The following is a 19,275-nucleotide window of genomic DNA, read 5'->3' on the forward strand; positions in this document are numbered from 1 at the left end:
TGAAAATGAATTGTAATAGAATAATGCATTAAAAAGAACAAGTAATAAATTAAATAAAAGCTTTATTTTGTTATAGATAAATAGGTGACTCAGCAATTGTGCTAGTCGAGTCACCTAGTACTATCGAACCAAATAATGTTCTTTTTCTATATGTAGTTATGTGGAGTTCTTAGAGGCTAGCCCAATAGACAAATAAGAGACAAATAGAATCATTTTAGAGAGTTTTACATTTTATTATGTTAATGCTACAACAGCAAGAGTTAAGCCCAATGTATTTAATGTATTAGAATATGGTCCTACATTAACAGTAAGAGTACTTGTTATACCTGGAGGTGTAGTGAAAATTGCGGGGGCTGATACAGAAGTGAATCCGGCTGTATATCCTAGAGAAGTACCTGATCCAATGATTGGATTATTATTCAGATACATAGTGATACCTGCCGAATTACCTCCTGGTTGAATGATAACTTGCACTTCATAGATTGCCAAATAGGTTCTTCCACCTTCAAGTAAAACAGTTGTTGGTGGTGTGAATGAGATTGCCGTGCCATTAGAATTTACCACAGTATCTAGTGGAATCGCAGAGTTTACAGAAACTATTGATGGGGTAGTTTGAACAACATTTAAACTGTTAGCCGTGGGAGATGGACAAGAACAAGGTTTGTGAATGTTAGGGTTGTTATCATTTTGATAATTCACAAATAATCAAGCTCCTTTACGTAAGATAATTTTTTATCCTATATAAAACGTAGCTTTTTTGTATCTAAGTTATTTTTAATAAGTTTTTAAAGATAATTCGAATATTATTGGTCAGTCAACTCTTAAAAGTATTTGATACTCTGGGATTTAAAAGTGCATCTGATAAATATATATGAATGTTTTTTAAGGACATTACTGTAAGTTAGGAAACATAATAAAATCGTTATTTTAATAAAAAACGGGAAAATGAGGGGAGTAAAAGGAAAAGAACCCTTTATATAAAGGGTTTTTCTGGTGATTTAATCTATCAATTACATTCTTGGTAATATTCATCACATGAATCGTTATTATCGTTACAGCATATACAAAATGTTTTTTGAACAAATAAACTAACTACACTAGTAGAACCTTCCTGCTTTGTAAGAGTAAGACCTTGAAAATCTTCAACTTGAAATATTTTTGTTTGAACAGGTTGTAATGTAGTAGTAATTGGTACGCTAGATCTTCTTGTTAGAATAGTTACTTGAACGGGTGCACTCATACCGACAACGAATAACTGAATTAATGTTTTGTTATGATTGTTTGTAAAATCCTCAAATACAGTTTGTGGAGCGGTGGTTTCAAGGAAAACTGACACAGGTATATTTCCATTTTCATTTTCTGCAGAACCAGCTATCGTATGAGTTTCAATAAAACAGTTATTTTTTTGATTGTTGGAATGTGATTGGTTTTTATAATATTTTTTACCATCTTTATAAAAGTAATCAGCCATATGAATTTAAAGCTCCCTTCTTTTAAATATCTATATAGTCTATTTAATAAAGTGAAGTAGTGCTTGTACAACATAATAAAATCCGCTCTCGTAATTATCTAAAAATGTTATTTGGAAATTAAAGAGCGCCATTCAAGGCGCTCTCGGATAAACATTAATATTGAAAAAGAATACCACATTATATTTTATGCATGTTCTTAATAAATGTGTAGTTTTTTAGCAAAATCCTTATTTGAAAACAAGAAGCCCTAGAGTTAGGGCTCTAGGGCTTCTTATTTTGGTATTCTCACATGGTTTTTCAAAAAGAATAGAACATATTGAAGATAACATGTGAATGTTTCATAAATGTATCAAAAAAGTGAACAAAATTGCTAGTGGAGAAGAAGCAGAAATGAAGTTTCTAATACGTAAGTACGTGAAAGGTATTATTTCCAATGAATAAAATGCGCATGGGACACCTAATCATTATTTTATCGGGGGAAAAGAATATGTTATGAACTTGGTTGAATGAAAAAATGAAAATTTTACTTTTAGAGTGAAACTAAACAAAAACGCTATTTTATTAGAAAAGGAGGATGAAAATGGAGGTCCAGTTAATTCACGAACAAACATATAAAAGTCAGTATGATTTAGAAAATGTAGTAGAAAAATTCTACGATAGTCTCCCAGAAGAATTCGGAATGTTAGAGGACGAGGATATCAAGAAATTTGATCATATAAGCGGAGTATTTGAGGCGACGGCCGTAATGAAGAATGGTTTGAAATTGAAGGTAGAAATATTCTTTGCGGATTGACGCAGACGAAGATGAATCATGGGTTTGTAAAGCTTATCAAGTAGCTTAATAAAAACTTCATTTGAAAGGAAAGTGATCAAGGTGGAAGTTCAATACGATGCGCAGGGCCGAATGAAGTACCAACCGATTACCATCCGAATCATAAGAAGCCGTATACAACGAAAGAATTAGCCTACATATGTAAGTATTATGGATTCGGAAAGATGAAGGGAATTGCTTTAGCATTAGGAAGAACGGAATTAACGATAAGGCAGCTAGTAAATACTCTCCGGAAGAATGGAATATTTGAAAAATATAAAACTATGGGTGAGTAATTACAATAAAAATTTCATTTTATAGAAATAAAAACCCTAGTTTCCTAGGGTAATGGTATAACAGCCAAATATATTTTATTCGTTTATATTGTAACTTAATATTACGTTAAATACATCAGGTAAATGAAACCAATTGTAGAAAATAAGAGCAGTTAGCAAAAGCTAACTGCTCTTCTCCAAGGGGGAACAAGGAGAAAATCTAATGTCATATATAGTATTGACGTAATATTTAGTTTTATTCGTGAAGAATTACGTTTAACTTAATGCATAACCAACGATTAAAGTTAGTGTTAAAAACACTGATAATAACAATGTTAGCAGAACTGTTACTATGCTTCTAAGCATTGCTATCCAATTACCTGCTTTAGAGAATCCTTTAATACCAGCAAAAAAAGTTCCTATTGAAAAAATGAGTACAAAAAATAAAGGGTGAAAATAAACGATATTTATAAACGACGTATTCATTTCAGGTGTGCATACTTCAAGATATAAAAGAAAAAAAGCAATGCAAACTAATGAAAAAAAGACCATAGATTTATATTATGCTTCATAGGTTGCTCCTTTGTTATCAAAATATTGCTATTAAATTTCAATGGAAAATATAAGAAAAATATAGTGGTTATAAATTGGAATGAATTTTTAAACAAAATAATCCTTTTGTTTAAAGAAAAACAAGCTACCACGTTACAATGATTGGAGATATTTTCCGATATATCCTTAAGAGGGTGGGAATAGAAAGAATATCTTCGAGAGGAAAGGAATTAATTTATATTAGGAAATTGGTTGGGTAAATTAAAATAACCTAAATGTATACAAAGATATAAACTTATTAATAGTCATGACAATGAAGATTTTAAAACTGGTAAGATGGGGATATTTAGTTATTGTAAATGTGAAAAGTGCTGGAATTGTTCTAAAGGAAGGAATATCTGAAATATAAATATAATTGAGGGGAGTGAAATAATAATGGAAACTAGTACTTTTTTAGGGCTGTTCTGGGGATGGATGACGGTTACTTTTCGTCCGTCCATCTGTGCTACGTGACTTAAAAAAATTAGTGGTTGAAGACAGAGGATTTGGTATTATGTATGGTTTTCTATCGATTTTCCTAGGATTAGGTACTGTAATTCTACATAATGTATGGGTATTCAACTGGCAGGGATTCCTAACGGTTATTGCATGGCTTGCATTATTAAAGGGAATTTACATAATTGCATATCCTGAACCCTCCAAGAAAACAGACTTTGAAGTAAGGATACCTATCAACACGTATAGTACTCGCTATCATTGGTGCTTTGGCTTTATGGATGCTTATAGTAATCTATATAAAATAATCTTTTTTTAATAAATAAAAGAGCCTGATATGAGAGAAAAGGCCTTTTCAAAAATTGCATATGAGGAAAATCAATGTCAATAGTTTAATACCAATAAATTAGAATTAATTCCAGGTATTAAGTATTGAGAAATAAAAAATATTTAACGCAACAAAGTGGTTAACTTTATGAGCTAACCACCTGTTCCACAAAAGAAAATTAGGCCCTACAAGTAATAGATGTGTAATTTAAAGTTACAGTTATAGTGTAGGCGAGATTGAAAATGTTATACGAAAGTAATTTTGTTTAAAAGTTTTATTTTGTCATAAATAAAAGAGCATTTAGCCCAGCCTAACTGCTCGATACAGAGGTAATAGTCTAGCTACATAGATATTATATGCTGAGTTATTGATTTTATTTGTGTAAAACACAAAAGAGCAGCTAACAAAACCTAGCCGCTCTAAACAGTGATGTGTCTCTAGATGTAGTTGTAGTATAAACAGAACGTTGAGTTTTATTCATAGGGAGGTAGAGATGGGCTTGAAAATAGAATATAGTCCGGCTAGAAAACTAGAGGACACCAATTTTTAGAACTGCGATAAAATTGTTTTAAGAAATGGTGTTCTCTTTATTTTGAAAGGGGATTTGGGAAATGAAGGTATTAGAATAGAAATGGTTAATAAACGCATAGATTGATAAAAAGTAAAGGGAAAATCCCTTATGAGAATAAGGAATATTATCATTTTCGTTACCATTTTCTTCTATATTTATATATAATTAATTTGTATCTTATATATAAATTAGGAGGGAATTTATGACTACAAATAAGGACTACATTCGTTATATCCGGGGAAAAGTAGGGCATGATTTAATATTTCTTAATTTTGCTGGAGGTATTGTTTATAACGAACGAAATGAAATTCTTTTACAAAAACGGGGAGATAGAAATGAATGGGGTATTCCAGGTGGTGCTATGGAACTTGGAGAATCTCTTGAAGAAACCGCTAAACGAGAAATATTTGAGGAGACAGGATTAAATGTTGAAGTTGAACATCTTATAGGTGTCTATTCTAAATATTCTGGTGAGTTTCCGAACGGAGATAAAGCTCAGACTATCACTCATTGTTTTCAATGTAAGCCAATTGGTGGAGAACTTACTGTAGATGGTATTGAGACTTTGGATTTAAAATACTTCCCAATAGACCAAACGACTTAAGAACATAAAATAAAATTTAGATGAGCAAAGCTATTTCAAGTGAATAGAATCCATTCTTTAAGAATACATAAAAAATATATATACAAGCGTAGTCTAATCACTACATCATTGGTGAAAGTAGAATTCTATAAATTTTTTGGAGGAAGAGATATGCAAAAAAAGGTTCTCCTGTTTACAGATTTAGGGATTGATGATGCCTTTGCTATACTGTACATCTTTTTTCGTAAAGACATTCAACTTGTAGGAATTGTGGCCGATTATGGAAATGTATCAAGAGAAAATGTAATAAGAAATATAAACTATTTAAAGTACATTGCGGGAAGAGAAGAAATACCTGTATTCCTTGGTGCTTCTGTACCGTTGACAGGTATATTAATTCAGTATTTCCCTGAGGTACATGGAAAAGTTGGATTAGGACCTATTATTCCACCTGAAATTTCATATCCAGTTTATCCTTTAAATGATATTTATCAAATTATAGAATCAAATTTAGAAGATCTTACCATTATCAATTTAGGAAGACTTTCTTCGCTAGCTACGACTTTTGTATTAAATTTAGAAACAATGCGAAATGTAAGAGAATGCATTTGCATGGGGGGAGCTTTTTTCTATCCAGGTAACGTAACTGCTGTGGCTGAAGCTAATTTTTACGCAGATCCTTATGCAGCAAACTTAATTTTACAGCATGCAAAGAACTTGACGATTATTCCTTTAAATGTGACTCAACATGCGATTGTTACACCCGAAATGGTCCAACAAATTGATGCATTTCATCGGAATACACAGGATCTTGCAGGACTCATCATCAAACCTATGTTAGATTATTATTATAATTTCTACTCCAAGTCTAATCCTGGTATAAGTGGAAGTCCTATGCATGATTTTGTAACGGTATGGTATTTGCTGAATCAAGAGGCTGTTAGTCTTTCAAGGGTACCCATTAAAGTAATTCCTGATCAAGGGGAAGGATTTGGTCAAAGCATTGCAGACTTTCGTTTTGTTACAAATCCAGGCTATAAAACGCATAATGTAGCTTTTCAGTTTGATTATGAATGGTTCAAGAAGGATATTATGGAAACGTTCCTAAAGAAGAGAGTGTAACAGACTTTATTCACTTTACTTAACGTATAGGAATCCGACTTTTTTAGGTTGAAATTCTCTAACATACAAAGCTTCCTAATTGTTGGTACATTAAACTTTTAACTTGATGACTATGTTATTCTACCCCATTCTATACAGTTACTCATTTTTAATGTGTTGTGTAACTCAAAAGAGGAAGTGTTATGAAGCTATGAATATCAAGGGCTGTAGCATTTAAATTAGTTACACAAAATATAAGATATGGGTAAGTGAAGAAAAGGTATAAAAAAGAGCGTAGTTTGTCCAATAGATGTAATGCTCTATTACTATTAAGTTAAGAAATTCATTGTTTCCGATTAATTGCATCCGTTTTTTGTGATTGTTATTGATTTTAAAAAATAAAAAATCGCCTTATTAAAGGCGGTTCATTTTGCATTCTTTTGATAAATAAATATCTTTTAAAATTAAATACAATGTTCTACATTAACATGTTTCTGGATCTTTGTCTTTTTTTCTAAGACCAAATAATCCTAGTAGTCCCAATAAACCAAGCCAAGCCCAATTATTATTTTTATTCTGATTATCATTTAAATCATTTGTCGTATTTACATTTCGAGTTCTCACATCATTATTAACTCTATTCATGTTATAGTCATTAACTCGAGTTATAATTAGTACGAAACGTTCATAAAACCATTTTTAATATACATGATAATAGTATAAACTCTATATTTCTTTTAATAATTTAGGGTTATATCCTTTCCGCATTAGCCGCTTTTAACCACGCTTCATAGAATTCTATAACTGATGCATACCGTTCTGCTCGATTGGCATTTACAGCACGATACGCTACCTCATATAATTCCTTACTTGCTTCCCATTTTATAAAAGAACGATCTTTTTCACCGCCTAAAAGTGAGAAAGCCATTGCTCCCATATTAAATACATTTGTTCTTTCATCAATTGTTGCGTTTAGTTCAAATTCCTCTGGTGACATAAAACGGGAGGAACCCCATAGCCGGCCCATTTTATTTATGTAAGGTTTCTTACTGTATAAATCTATATCACAAATTTTTGTCTCGTTTGTATTAAAATTATATAGAATACTACCGTCATAAAAATCTATTGCTACATAGTTTTTCTTTTCTACATAAGTATGGAAAGAAAAAAGGGAATGTAAGGAATGAATTCGTTCTATAGCAGATAAATGTCTAAATTTATAAAATGGTGAGTTTGGATTTTTATATTTTTCAGGAGGTGGGAAACTCCAATGCGAATGAAGACATTCACCATCAAACCAATCGAAAATTAATACATATCCAGATTGGACTGGAAAATGATCAATTAGTCTTATGAGCGATTCATGCTTTAAATCTTCATAGATAGTAACTGAATTTTTTAGCCTTTTAATAGCGTGACCCGTTGTTCCTTCAAATGCAATTGTTTGTGCTCCTGCGTATTTGATAAATTTCTTATGCCCATCTTTTTCTACACCAAAACTTATATTACCTGAGTCTTGCTGGTCAAAAACTGCAAATACGGTCCCTAATTTAATAAGCCAATCAAAATTATGATATTCTTTTAATTGGAATGTTACGTTATTTAACTGAATTTCGACTGAATTATCTTTCATAGATTACCTCACATTTAATATAATTAAGTTGTACATTCCACTATTCGACATATTTTATGGAAATCCTATGCTAATAATATAAAATTTTATAAATATAATGATAAATACTTATAAAGAGGTGAATACAATGGATCAACAAATTGTTATTAAAGCATATCAAAAAGACTGGGGTGAAGAGTATATAAAAGAAAAAGAGAAATTTTGTTCCTTGTTAGGACAAGAAATAATTGCTGTTGAACATATAGGGAGCACAGCAGTAGAAGGATTAGGAGCTAAACCTCTTATTGATATGATGATTGGCGTAACAGAATTGCAAATAGCTGAAAAGTGGATTGAAGTTCTATCGGAAATTGGATATGAGTATGTTCCAAAAGATGCAACGAATTGGCGTTTTTTTAGAAAGGGAAAATGGAGAGCGGGTACTCATCATTTGCATATTTATATTTATAATAGTGATGAGTGGAGAAACAATATTTTATTTCGTGACTTTCTAATAAGCCATGAATGGGCACGTAAAGAATATAGAGAATTAAAAGAGAGGCTTGCTATTACATATGCTTTTGATCGTGTTTCATATACAAAGGCAAAAGCACCGTTTATTCGAAAAATATTAGAATTGGCTAGAATTCAATAAATTTATAGATTCTTATCTAACTAGTTTTGAAACCTCTTCCTATACTTTTTATAGGGAGAGGATTTTTTCATAACAAAATATATAATTTCTAATTATTGGAGGCAAACTATTTTATTTATTTTGATATTTCTAGTACATTGGAAATATTAAGGGGGAATTAAGCAATGAAAGCTATTGTACATCAATATGAAAAAGGATTAGAGGGGTTAGAATATAAATTTTCACCTGAGATAAGTCCTAATGCAGGTGAAGTAAAAATAAAGTTAAAAGCTGCAGGGTTAAATCATAGGGATTTATTTATTATAAACAATAGAAAAGAAATGGATCTACCATTAGTAATAGGTTCAGATGGCTCAGGAATTGTTACAGAAATAGGAGAAGGAGTTTCAAATATTACACTACATACAGAAGTTATTATTAATCCTAGTATTGGATGGGAACATGCTACTGAAGTACCGGAGTTACCGGAAGTACTAGGTGGGCCGAAAGATGGAACGTTTGCTGAATATGTAATTGTACCAGCTGAAAATGTAGTAGAAAAGCCGTTATATCTTACTTGGGAAGAATCAGGTGTTTTATCTTTATCTGCATTAACTGCATATAGAGCGCTTTTTACAAAAGGGAGATTGAAGTGCGGTGAACACGTTTTAATTCCGGGAATAGGCGGTGGTGTTGCTACATTTGCCATGTTATTCGCGAAAGCAATTGGCGCTAAAGTGAGTGTTACTTCAAGGGTAGAGAATAAAAGGAAACTTGCTGCAAAATATGGTGCAGATATTTCTTTTCATAGTTCTGGAAATTGGGAAGAGAGCTTACAAGGTGAAAAAGTAGATTTAATAATAGATAGTATAGGTCCAGCAACTTTTTTGAAATATTTTGATGTATTAAAACCAAACGGAAGAATCGTGAATTTTGGTGCAAGCTCAGGAGATAAAATTGAATTACCATTACGCGCGCTATTTTACAATCAAATTGATATTATGGGAACATCCATGGGTAGCCGTAAGGAATTTAATGAGATGATAAAGTTTATAGAAAAACATCAAATTAAACCAATTATTGATAAAGTTTACTCGTTAGAAGAGGCAATTCGAGCACTTAGCCGTATGGAACATGGAGAACAATTTGGAAATATTGTACTTCAAATGAATTAAAAAATATGATTTTGCAATTAGTATATTTAAATGAACATGTTATGTATTTCAAATATGAAAAAAATACGAACCGCCTTATTATAAAGGCTTACCGGCTTTATACATAAATAGCGTATAAAATTTGTTTTATAATTGTCATATGAGTAATAGTAAAATGAGAATTAGATGAAAAAAGTTTAAGCCTATTTTCATAATGGTATTGTATACTGTGTAAATCAAGAACACTTGTATGTAAGGAGAGAGTTTAATGAATTACACAGTATTTCAGTGGTTTAATAATTTTGCTGATTCATCCAAACTATTAGATACGTTAATGATTGCTATTACAAATAGCGCTGCATACGTAGCCGTTCTATTTATGTTTATCTTATGGTTTAATAATGGAAAGAAAGAAAAGGCAATTAGAAAACAATATACAGTTTTATATACGACGCTTTCGGTTATTATTGCATTATTAGTAAATGTTCTTATACACGCGGTATATTACCATCCGCGTCCGTTCGTATCACATGATGTACATCAATTAGTACCACATGCAGCAGATTCATCATTCGTTAGTGATCATTCTGTACTTGTATTTTCAATCGCCTTCGTATTTATTTTTAGAGGAGAAAAACTGAAATATATCGCGCTATTATGGGCAGTACTAGTCGGTATATCACGTATGTACGTAGGTGTTCATTATCCTTTAGATATACTGGGTGCAGCATTCTTAACACTTATTACGAGCGCTTTAGTAATGCAAAGTACACGTATGTTTGAACCAATAGCGAAACTTGTATTCAAAATGTATGCATTAGTAGCGAGACGAATTCCTTTCTTAGCGAAATATAACCATATCGCATAATTTTCCTATAAAAATTCCCCTTTGGACATCCAGAGGGGAATTTTTTTATAGGAAATACGAAAAGAGTTTAGAGTGCTCTGTAATCAAGTTGTACTAATTAATATTCTGAAATTTCACGCACCGTATTTAAAATATATAAAATAATGACACAAAATAACAACAGTTAGTTTTGCATTGTTTTAAAGGAATTAAAAAGAAAACTTCGAAACATATAGTATCGCAAACAAAAACTACAAATTTTAAAACGGATCTTCGTACGAATCCATTCCAAAAGAGAGGAGATAAGTATGCAAAAAATCCAAACGAATAAAGGCGCTCGATATATGATGATTGCTTTTATTGTTTTGTTTCTTATTATGATTTTGCGTATATTCTATATTCAGGCAGTAGGAGTCGTGCATAATGTGAATGTAAAGGATCTCGCGAATGAACAACATAATAAAAAAGGTGTTTTAGAAGCGAATCGTGGCACTATCTATGACCAAACGGGAAAGGTGTTAGTACAAGATTCTACAACGTATCGAGTTGTTGTGAATTTAAAAGGAAAAGATAAAGTGAAAAATAAAGATGAAACCGCACAACAATTAGCCGATGCGCTTGAAATTGATAAAGAAGAAGTATTAAAAAACTTTCATGAAGGGCGTACGCAAGTTGAAATTGGGAAAATTGGTCGGAACTTATCTAGGGAAAAGAAGGAAAAAATTAATGATTTAAAAATACCAGGTGTATCTTTTATGTCGGAAAAAGCAAGAGTGTATCCGAATGAAGACTTTGCATCCTATATACTTGGTTTTGCTAGACCAGATGATAAAGGGAATACGGAAGGAAAGTTTGGGCTTGAAAAGAGTTTGGATAAATATTTGCGCTCTACAAACGGGAATATAGAATATGTGGGTACACGAAGAGGGATTCCGCTTACAAATGATATAGGTAAAGTAGAACCTGCTAAAAATGGAAATAACGTATATTTAACACTTGATAAACAAATTAATAGCTTTTTAGAAGAAGCGATGAACAAAGCACAAGAGCATTATGATCCGTCTATGTTAATTGGAATTATTGCTGATCCAAAAACAGGAAAGGTTTTAGCGATGTCTAGTAAACCTAGTTACAATCCTAATGTAGGTGATATCGAATACTTTTTAAATGATCCGATTGCAAATGCATATGAACCAGGTTCAACAATGAAAGTTTTTACGTTAGCAGCTGCCATTAATGAAGGTGTATATAACGGCAAAGAATATTTTCAATCTGGAAAATATTCCGTTGGTTCATCTGATATAAAAGATCATAATGGTGGATTTGGATGGGGATCAATTACATTTGATGAAGGTTTTGAAAGGTCATCAAACGTAGCTTTTTCTATTTTAGAAGATCAGTTACTGAAACCAAATAAATTTAAGCAATATATGAATAAATTTGGATTCAATCAAAAAACAGGAATAGATTTACCTGGAGAAAGTAAAAATACTTTATTATTAAATACGCAAATTCAACAGGTTACAACTTCTTTTGGTCAAGGTTCTACAGTAACTCCAATTCAATTAATCCAAGCGGCTACTGCTATAGCAAATGACGGGAAAATGATGCAACCATATATCGTTGATAAAGTTGTAAATCCAACAAACAAGGAAGTTATTATGGAAAATCAACCGAAAGAAATTGGGAATCCGATAAAAAAAGAAACAGCGGACAAAGTTAGAAGCTTAATGGAGCGTGTTATAACATCTTCAAAAGGAACTGGTACAATGTATAAAGTGGATGGTTATCCAATTGGAGGTAAGACAGGAACAGCACAAATACCGAATCCTGAAAACGGTCGATATATGGAAGGGAAAGAGAATTACATTTTCTCCTTTTTAGGAATGGCTCCAATTGATGATCCGGAGTTAATCGTATACTTAGCTATTAAGCAGCCAAAGTTAAAAGGAGATGAGTATGGAGCTCAGCCTCTTGCTGAAATATTTAAACCTGTTATAAAAAACAGCCTTGAATATTTAAAGGTGAAACCGTATACAGAAAAACAAATAGCTGATGCAACGAAACAATCTCAATTAAAAGTACAAAATTATGTAAATCAATCGATGGGTACAGTAGAGAAAAGTGTAGAAAAAGAGAAGCTACAGCCAGTAATTTTAGGAGAAGGAAAAATAATAAAACAATATCCACAGTCTGGCGAGGTAATGAGTGAAGGTGATCGTATATTTTTATTAGGGAATAACGCACAAATGCCAAATGTAAAAGGTTGGTCCATGCGTGATATTATGTATTTCTCCAAGCTTTTGAAATTAGATTTGAAAACTTCGGGTACGGGTTATGTAACGAGCCAAAGTATTGAAAAAGGACAAGATTTACGAGAAGGAGATACACTAGAACTAGAATTAGAACCGCCGTTACAACCGTTAGCTGAGGCAAATACGAATTAATTCAAACTTGTTGAAGAACCTACATCCAATAGGTTCTTTTTTAAAAATTTATGAGTAATTTCACGCACCGTATTTTTCAGAAAAAATAATAAATAAAATGCTTAACAGTTACTAAAACAAAAAAACTTACATATATTGAAATTAGAACGATTGTTCAATTTTTGTATTAAACGATGGAAGGAGTCTACATTGAATAAAAGACGATATGATAGTGATTTAGCCAAAGAAATAATAGCAGAAAAAGCGATAGAGTTATTTTCCTTAAAAGGGTATACAAGAACCTCCATTGATAACATTGCTAAAGCCTCTGGTTATAGTAAAGGACATATATATTATCATTATAAAAATAAAGAAGAATTATTTGTTTATTTAGCTAAAGACAGTATGAAAAACTGGCATGATAAATGGGAAATAGCGGAAAAACAGTATACAAACGCAACTGAAAAATTATATGGAATGGCTAAATTTGTACTTTATAATTACAAAACGCCGTTATTAAGAGCGGGGCAAGAACTTGCCTCTGATCCGAGCACGAATCCTTCTACAGTTCAACAACTTTATGGTTTAGCTGTTGTCCCTTTAAAGGCATATCAACAAATTTTAGATGAAGGTATAAAAAGTGGTGAGTTTTATATGAAAAATGTTGAGGGTTCATGCCTTTTATTAGGTTCATGGCTAGGTGGATTATGTCAATTCATTCATTCAATTGAAATGGAGAAATTAGAAGTTTTATTTGAAGAAGCTATTAAAATTTTTTTACTCTCTATTTCAAACAAATTTATGTAGCGTGACACGCGAATTAGAACGATTGTTCAAATCCTTACACTCGTCCGTTTTCATTATATGTATAAACAACAGGAGGTTATTTATATGGATGAGCAAAAAATCGCAATTATAACTGGCGGCGCTTCTGGTATTGGTAAAGCTTTAGCCATTCAATTAGCAAATAAAGATATATTTGTAATTATCGCTGATATTAATGAAACTTGTGGCCAAGACCTTGTGAATAATATAAAAAATAATAATCAACTAGCTAGGTTCGAATATTTAGATGTTACTAACGCTGGATCCGTAGAAGAACTTATTATAAAAATAGTTAATGAGTTTGGTAGAATTGATTATATGTTTAATAATGCAGGAATTGCTATGTATGGAGAAGTATTCGATATGTCTTTGGATGATTGGAAACATATTATTGAAATAAATTTATTAGGAGTAATTTACGGAACACAATTGGCTTACCAATTCATGAAAAAACAAGGATTTGGTCATATCATTAATACTGCTTCTGCAACTGGTTTAGGACCAGCTCCCCTTTGTACCGCGTATGCAACAACCAAACATGCTATCGTAGGTTTAACAACTTCATTACATTATGAGGCGGAAGAATACGGTGTAAATGTAAGTGTGCTTTGTCCAACTTTTGTAGATACACCCATATTTGAAAAATCAATTGCAATTAATATGAATAAGAATCAAATTATAAAACAACTAAAAACAAATAAGCCAATTTCAGCTGACAAATTCGCTGAAATTGCACTGAAAGCTATTCATAAAAATAAATTAGTAATTTGTCCAATGCCATTAAAAAAAACGATGGACGTATTCTTCACTTTATTTCCTTATCTTCATAAAAAGCTAATGCGTTTCGTATGTCAAATTGGTCGTAAAGCAAAAATGACGAAAATATAAATATCTGATTATTTTTTATTTACAGTTAAATGTATATGTGATAATATGGAAAAAATCAAATGCAGTGAAGAGAAGAGTAAATAAAATGAATTTTTCACAGAGAGCTCCATTTAGCTGAAAAGGAGTAAAAATTCTTTATTGAACCAAGCCTCTGAGCAGCTCATCGGAACCTATTATTAGGGGATGGTGTGACGGGAGCTCCCGTTATAGAGCTATGGTATAAGCATGAATTAGAATGCAGTACCTGATAAGGTTAGTATGGTGACATATTAACAAACTAGGGTGGCACCGCGATGATAAATCTCGTCCCTAAGATTAAAAGTCTTGGGGGTGGGATTTTTTTATTGTTGTAAAACAATTTTGAAAGCGGGGGCCAAAAATGAAAAATTTACTTAAAGATTGGAAATATCCTTTATTACTATTGTCCGGAGTTGGTATTGCGAATTTAGGGGCATGGATTTACTTAATAGCACTGAATGTACTTGTCTATAATATGGGTGGCTCAGCCTTAGCTGTTGCTACTTTATATGTAATAAAACCATTAGCCACTTTATTTACAAACGCTTGGTCTGGGAGTATGATTGATCGTTTAAATAAACGGAAATTAATGATTCACCTCGATATATATCGTGCGTTATTTATCGCTATTTTACCTTTACTTCCGTCACTTTGGATTGTTTATGTATTCGTATTCTTTATAAGTATGGCCAGTGCAATTTATGAGCCAACTGCTATGACATATATGACGAAATTAATTCCAGTAGAGCAAAGACAACGTTTCAACTCATTACGCAGTTTAATAGGATCTGGTGCATTTTTAATTGGTCCAGCGATAGCGGGGGTTTTATTAATTGCGAGTACACCAGAGTTTGCTATATATATGAATGCTATAGCATTTCTCTTATCAGGATTCATTACATTACTTTTACCGAATCTTGATAAGAAAGAAGATTCGGATACAACTAGTAATACATTATCACTTACAGTATTAAAAAAAGATTGGAACACTGTTATAAATTTTAGTAGAAAACATGTGTATGTCGTATGTGTGTATTTCTTATTTCAAAGTATGTTCGTATTAGCAACTGCTACTGATTCACTTGAACTATCGTTTGCGAAAGAGGTATTACTACTAACAGATAGTGAATACGGTTTTCTAGTTAGTATAGCTGGTGCAGGATTTATTTTAGGTGCCATAACAAATACAATTTTGTCAAAAAAATTAGCACCTTCATTTCTAATTGGAATAGGATCATTATTCATCGCAATTGGTTATTTAATTTATGCTTTTTCAAATGTATTTTTAATAGCTGCTATTGGATTCTTTATTTTATCTTTCTCTATGGCATATGCAAATACAGGATTTTATACATTTTACCAAAATAATGTTCCCGTTCATATAATGGGACGGATCGGGAGCATATATGGACTTGTTATTGCGTTAGTAACAATCTTTATTACAATACTATCTGGTGTTGCGACTCAGTTCATTTCTATACAACTTGTAGTTATTGTAGGGTCATTAATAATGTTATTTATTACTATCGTCTTGTGTGTGTTTACTTTATTCCCATCACAATCTAAGTTGTATTCTACTGAGTCAATAAAGTGAAATTTTAATCAGGGGAGCATCCCCCACTGATTATCAGCCCTCACCAATCGGGCTTTTACGGGCAGCAGGGTCCCCACTTAACTTCTTTGCTTTCGCTGAATTTTGAGATGGGGGTCCTACTGCCCACAAATAGCGGAATACATTCGAAATGAACTTTGTGTTCTCATTAACAATTTATCGTATTTAATAAAAGGGTTCTTTCTCTTTTATATGGAAAAATTAATAAGGGTAAAGAACAATACCGAAAGACAAGGGTGGTTGTCGTGATAAAAACAAAAGATGAAATTAATAGAATTGTAAAAGAAATACAAAAGAAAATAGATTTCTCTGGAGTAGTTTTAGTAAAAAAAGAAAAAGACTTAATCTATGAAAAAGCAATGGGTTACGCAAACAAAAGTGAATGTATAAACAATACGATACAAACAAGATTCGGCATTGCCTCAGGATGTAAAATTTTCACTGCAATTGGAATCTGTCAACTTGTTGAAAAAGGTGTTATTTCTTTTCATACAAAATTAAAGGATTGTCTAGAGATAAAACTTCCAAACTTCGATGAAGATATTACAATACATCAACTACTAACGCATAGCTCTGGTATACCAGATTATTTTGATGAAAGTATTATAGATAACTTCGAGGATCTTTGGAAACAAACACCTATGTATCTATTAAAGAGCTTAAAAGACTTTTTACCATTATTCCAAAACAGTAATATGATGTTTGCACCTGGGAGTAAGTTTCACTACAACAACGCAGGTTTTATCATACTTGGATTAATAATAGAAGAACAGACGGGACTTAAATTTACGGAGTATATAGAAACAAACATTTTTAATTCGATTAGCATGAATGATTCTGGCTATTTTTCGTTAGATAAATTACCAAGACATACAGCTCTAGGATATATAAAGGACGAAACCAACCAAAATTGGAGAACAAACGCTTACTCTATACCAATAAAAGGAGGGGCTGATGGAGGTGCATATGTTACTGCACCAGACATGTTGAAATTTTGGGCGGCACTATTTAATAATGAAATTTTAGGAAAGGAATATACAAAGTTACTTTTAACTCCCCACATTCATGTAAATGATAAACAGTCTTACGGATATGGAATATGGATTGAAACACGAGAAAACAAGGTATTCAAATATCATGTAATGGGATATGATCCAGGCGTCAGTTTTCGCTCGGCCATATATCCAGAATTAGGAATCACTTTAGTTATTCCATCGAATAAAGAGGCAGGACCTGAAAAATTAATGACAGAAATAGAAAGAGCTTTTTAATTATATGGATATAAAAGAAGAGATACGAAAATAATTTAAACGGGTTTATGATTGTTTCTGTTCTGAAAAATATTTTAGTTAACGAGGAACCCTTTATTTATTAAATAAGGGGTTTTTGTAATTCTGCACAATTACATATGTTTATATGGATTTTTAAATTAAAAAATATTACTATATAATTGTAAATTTAAATTATTAATTCATATGAAAGGATGTGTTAACAATTTGTATATGATCAACGGTAGTTTGTTTATTATTTTAGGGGTTATTTGTTATTTAATTGTACGTGGAATATTAATTGGTACCAAAAATAAAAAACATGTGATTTGGTGGAAAGAAATAGTAAGTTTTTTATTCGTGGTTTACATTTGTATGGTTGTTGCAGTAACTTTATTCCCTTTACCAATCGGTTTTCCTTCTAATATTGAAAATCTGAATCGCTCGGTCAATATAATACCATTTGCATCAATTATTAAAGACATCAATCAAATTGGTAGTGCTTATGATGGAGATGCCCTATTTATGATTGGGCTAATTGTAAGAAATGTAGGCGGGAATATTTTATTATTAATGCCTTTAGGATTTTTAGCACCTATCCTATGGGATAAATATAAGAAATTCAAAAATACAATTTTATTAGGATTTTCTATATCAGCTAGTATTGAATTGCTACAATTAATTGAGTCTTTATTTAGTGGAGTGGGACGTATTACTGATATTGATGATGTGATTTGTAATGTTCTAGGTTCTATTTTTGGATATTGTATTTATAATATCTTTTTAAAAGCCATTAATAAATTTAACATTCGAGTGTTGGGTAAAACTAATTCTAAAGGTGTGGAATTAGTTGATAAATAGGAGTTTAAACGAGTTATTAAAGGCGTACGAGTAAAAAGTACGTCTTTTTTATTTTTATAAATAATGCTTAAGGCTGATGAGAAATCACATTTTCCATCTTACACTTGAAAGTAGCTATCGTATTTCAAGTATGGAGTGAAAAGAGGAGAATATAATCTTTAAAGATAAGCAAGTTTATAGGAGGATTCTAAATGGATATTTTACTTGTTGTTCTTATTATTGTTTTGATGCAAAGTAAAGAACGAAAAGTGAAAATAAACCGTATTTGGCTCATTCCGGCTTTGTTGTGCTTTGTAACAATCCAGTCCATTATTCATATGGGACAAATAACATCCCTTGTTTAACATTGCTAAGAACGGTAATACTAATTAACATTGAACTTTTACAACAAGGGATGATAATATGATATACATTTACACAGATTTTGGTGGAACACATACTACCTCACTAGCTGCAGCGTATCATTTAAATAAACTACCAACGGATCGTAAGTTAACGAAAGAAGAAATTTTGAATGTAGATTACTTTAATAAATTGAAAACAGAAGATATGGGAAAAATTATTTTTCATGGAATCGATGAACATGGTCATCCTGTATATACGATTGGATGCGGCGCATCAAAAGTTGTTGTACCTGCGATGAAGCATTTAGGAGAAATCTTGCAAAAACATTATCAAAGCCATGAAAAGATTATATTTTCTAATACATCACCAACAGTGCCTTTACCGATGACTTTCGGTGGGCTGTTTTCTAGAAGGTTCCATATTGATTTTATTGGCGTACCGTTACTCGTATGGGGAGCAAAAATTTGCTGTGATAATATACAAAAGCTTGTTAGTTATACAAAAGAAGCTGGACGATTAACGAATGATTATGTAGTAATTTTAGATAATGAAACTTTTAAATAGTATATGATAAGAAGAAAATCGAGCAAATTCCTT

At 31.7% G+C, this 19,275-nt stretch carries 15 protein-coding genes, 6 pseudogenes and 1 other annotated feature; of the genes and pseudogenes, 16 read left to right on the forward strand and 5 right to left on the reverse strand.

Annotation, left to right across the window (positions count from 1 at the left end; all coding sequences use genetic code 11):
• Positions 1 to 234 precede the first annotated feature (234 nt).
• Both ACUN13_RS14905 and ACUN13_RS14910 read right to left on the reverse strand, forming a co-directional pair.
• Entirely contained in the window at positions 235 to 699 is a 465-nt protein-coding gene (locus tag ACUN13_RS14905; protein ID WP_001109239.1) for a hypothetical protein, read from the reverse strand.
• 307 nt (positions 700 to 1,006) lie between these two features.
• The gene (locus ACUN13_RS14910; RefSeq protein ID WP_000796392.1) at positions 1,007 to 1,471 is read right to left on the reverse strand and encodes a hypothetical protein; all 465 of its coding nucleotides are present in this window, start codon (positions 1,469 to 1,471) and stop codon (positions 1,007 to 1,009) included.
• A gap of 581 nt (positions 1,472 to 2,052) precedes the next feature.
• On the opposite strand from ACUN13_RS14910, the pseudogene ACUN13_RS14915 reads away from it, so the two are divergent.
• A pseudogene (locus tag ACUN13_RS14915) lies at positions 2,053 to 2,314 on the forward strand (hypothetical protein).
• A gap of 32 nt (positions 2,315 to 2,346) precedes the next feature.
• Positions 2,347 to 2,579 (forward strand): annotated as a pseudogene (locus tag ACUN13_RS14920) (DNA-entry nuclease).
• 255 nt (positions 2,580 to 2,834) lie between these two features.
• Here ACUN13_RS14920 and ACUN13_RS14925 read toward each other — a convergent pair.
• Positions 2,835 to 3,130, reverse strand: a pseudogene (locus tag ACUN13_RS14925) (hypothetical protein).
• A gap of 415 nt (positions 3,131 to 3,545) precedes the next feature.
• Here ACUN13_RS14925 and ACUN13_RS14930 point away from each other — a divergent pair.
• From ACUN13_RS14930 to ACUN13_RS14940, 3 genes and pseudogenes are all read left to right on the forward strand, one after another.
• Positions 3,546 to 3,913, forward strand: a pseudogene (locus ACUN13_RS14930) (hypothetical protein).
• A gap of 793 nt (positions 3,914 to 4,706) precedes the next feature.
• Positions 4,707 to 5,099 (forward strand): annotated as a pseudogene (locus ACUN13_RS14935) (NUDIX hydrolase); the annotation flags it as partial.
• A 159-nt stretch (positions 5,100 to 5,258) separates the two neighbouring features.
• Positions 5,259 to 6,209 carry a nucleoside hydrolase gene (locus ACUN13_RS14940; protein WP_001170283.1) on the forward strand — a complete coding sequence of 317 codons (951 nt, stop codon included), beginning with the start codon at positions 5,259 to 5,261 and terminating at the stop codon, positions 6,207 to 6,209.
• A 462-nt stretch (positions 6,210 to 6,671) separates the two neighbouring features.
• Here the strand turns inward: ACUN13_RS14940 and ACUN13_RS14945 are convergent.
• Both ACUN13_RS14945 and ACUN13_RS14950 read right to left on the reverse strand, forming a co-directional pair.
• Positions 6,672 to 6,860 (reverse strand): annotated as a pseudogene (locus tag ACUN13_RS14945) (WGxxGxxG family protein); the annotation flags it as partial.
• Between the two features lie 79 nt (positions 6,861 to 6,939).
• Positions 6,940 to 7,821, reverse strand: coding sequence for a protein kinase domain-containing protein (locus ACUN13_RS14950; protein WP_000654534.1), 882 nt, complete (start codon positions 7,819 to 7,821; stop codon positions 6,940 to 6,942).
• A gap of 127 nt (positions 7,822 to 7,948) precedes the next feature.
• Between ACUN13_RS14950 and ACUN13_RS14955 the strand changes: the two genes are divergently transcribed.
• The 11 genes from ACUN13_RS14955 (at position 7,949) to ACUN13_RS15005 (ending at position 19,242) form a co-directional block, all read left to right on the forward strand.
• Positions 7,949 to 8,455 (forward strand): GrpB family protein, encoded by a 507-nt coding sequence (locus ACUN13_RS14955; protein ID WP_000372673.1) that lies wholly within the window; start codon positions 7,949 to 7,951, stop codon positions 8,453 to 8,455.
• A gap of 164 nt (positions 8,456 to 8,619) precedes the next feature.
• Entirely contained in the window at positions 8,620 to 9,609 is a 990-nt protein-coding gene (locus ACUN13_RS14960) for a zinc-binding dehydrogenase (protein ID WP_409532044.1), read from the forward strand.
• A gap of 247 nt (positions 9,610 to 9,856) precedes the next feature.
• Positions 9,857 to 10,456 carry an undecaprenyl-diphosphatase gene (locus tag ACUN13_RS14965; RefSeq protein WP_025709367.1) on the forward strand — a complete coding sequence of 200 codons (600 nt, stop codon included), beginning with the start codon at positions 9,857 to 9,859 and terminating at the stop codon, positions 10,454 to 10,456.
• Between the two features lie 287 nt (positions 10,457 to 10,743).
• The gene (locus ACUN13_RS14970) at positions 10,744 to 12,882 is read left to right on the forward strand and encodes a penicillin-binding protein (protein WP_409532045.1); all 2,139 of its coding nucleotides are present in this window, start codon (positions 10,744 to 10,746) and stop codon (positions 12,880 to 12,882) included.
• A 189-nt stretch (positions 12,883 to 13,071) separates the two neighbouring features.
• The gene (locus tag ACUN13_RS14975) at positions 13,072 to 13,668 is read left to right on the forward strand and encodes a TetR family transcriptional regulator C-terminal domain-containing protein (RefSeq protein WP_001042674.1); all 597 of its coding nucleotides are present in this window, start codon (positions 13,072 to 13,074) and stop codon (positions 13,666 to 13,668) included.
• A gap of 84 nt (positions 13,669 to 13,752) precedes the next feature.
• Positions 13,753 to 14,574: an SDR family NAD(P)-dependent oxidoreductase gene (locus ACUN13_RS14980; RefSeq protein ID WP_000344275.1), complete on the forward strand. Its 822-nt coding sequence runs from the start codon at positions 13,753 to 13,755 to the stop codon at positions 14,572 to 14,574.
• Positions 14,575 to 14,629: 55 nt separating this feature from the next.
• Positions 14,630 to 14,888, forward strand: a binding site (T-box leader).
• Positions 14,889 to 14,953: 65 nt separating this feature from the next.
• A complete protein-coding gene (locus tag ACUN13_RS14985; RefSeq protein ID WP_409532046.1) occupies positions 14,954 to 16,186 on the forward strand; it encodes an MFS transporter in 1,233 nt (410 codons plus the stop codon).
• A 263-nt stretch (positions 16,187 to 16,449) separates the two neighbouring features.
• Positions 16,450 to 17,475: a serine hydrolase domain-containing protein gene (locus ACUN13_RS14990; RefSeq protein WP_409532047.1), complete on the forward strand. Its 1,026-nt coding sequence runs from the start codon at positions 16,450 to 16,452 to the stop codon at positions 17,473 to 17,475.
• A 225-nt stretch (positions 17,476 to 17,700) separates the two neighbouring features.
• A complete protein-coding gene (locus ACUN13_RS14995; RefSeq protein ID WP_048519293.1) occupies positions 17,701 to 18,333 on the forward strand; it encodes a VanZ family protein in 633 nt (210 codons plus the stop codon).
• Between the two features lie 191 nt (positions 18,334 to 18,524).
• Positions 18,525 to 18,677 (forward strand): hypothetical protein, encoded by a 153-nt coding sequence (locus ACUN13_RS15000; RefSeq protein WP_000353713.1) that lies wholly within the window; start codon positions 18,525 to 18,527, stop codon positions 18,675 to 18,677.
• Positions 18,678 to 18,735: 58 nt separating this feature from the next.
• Positions 18,736 to 19,242, forward strand: a complete 507-nt coding sequence (locus ACUN13_RS15005) for a DUF3189 family protein (RefSeq protein WP_409532049.1) — start codon at positions 18,736 to 18,738, stop codon at positions 19,240 to 19,242.
• Positions 19,243 to 19,275 lie beyond the last annotated feature (33 nt).

The organism is Bacillus cereus group sp. Bce041, assembly GCF_052646455.1.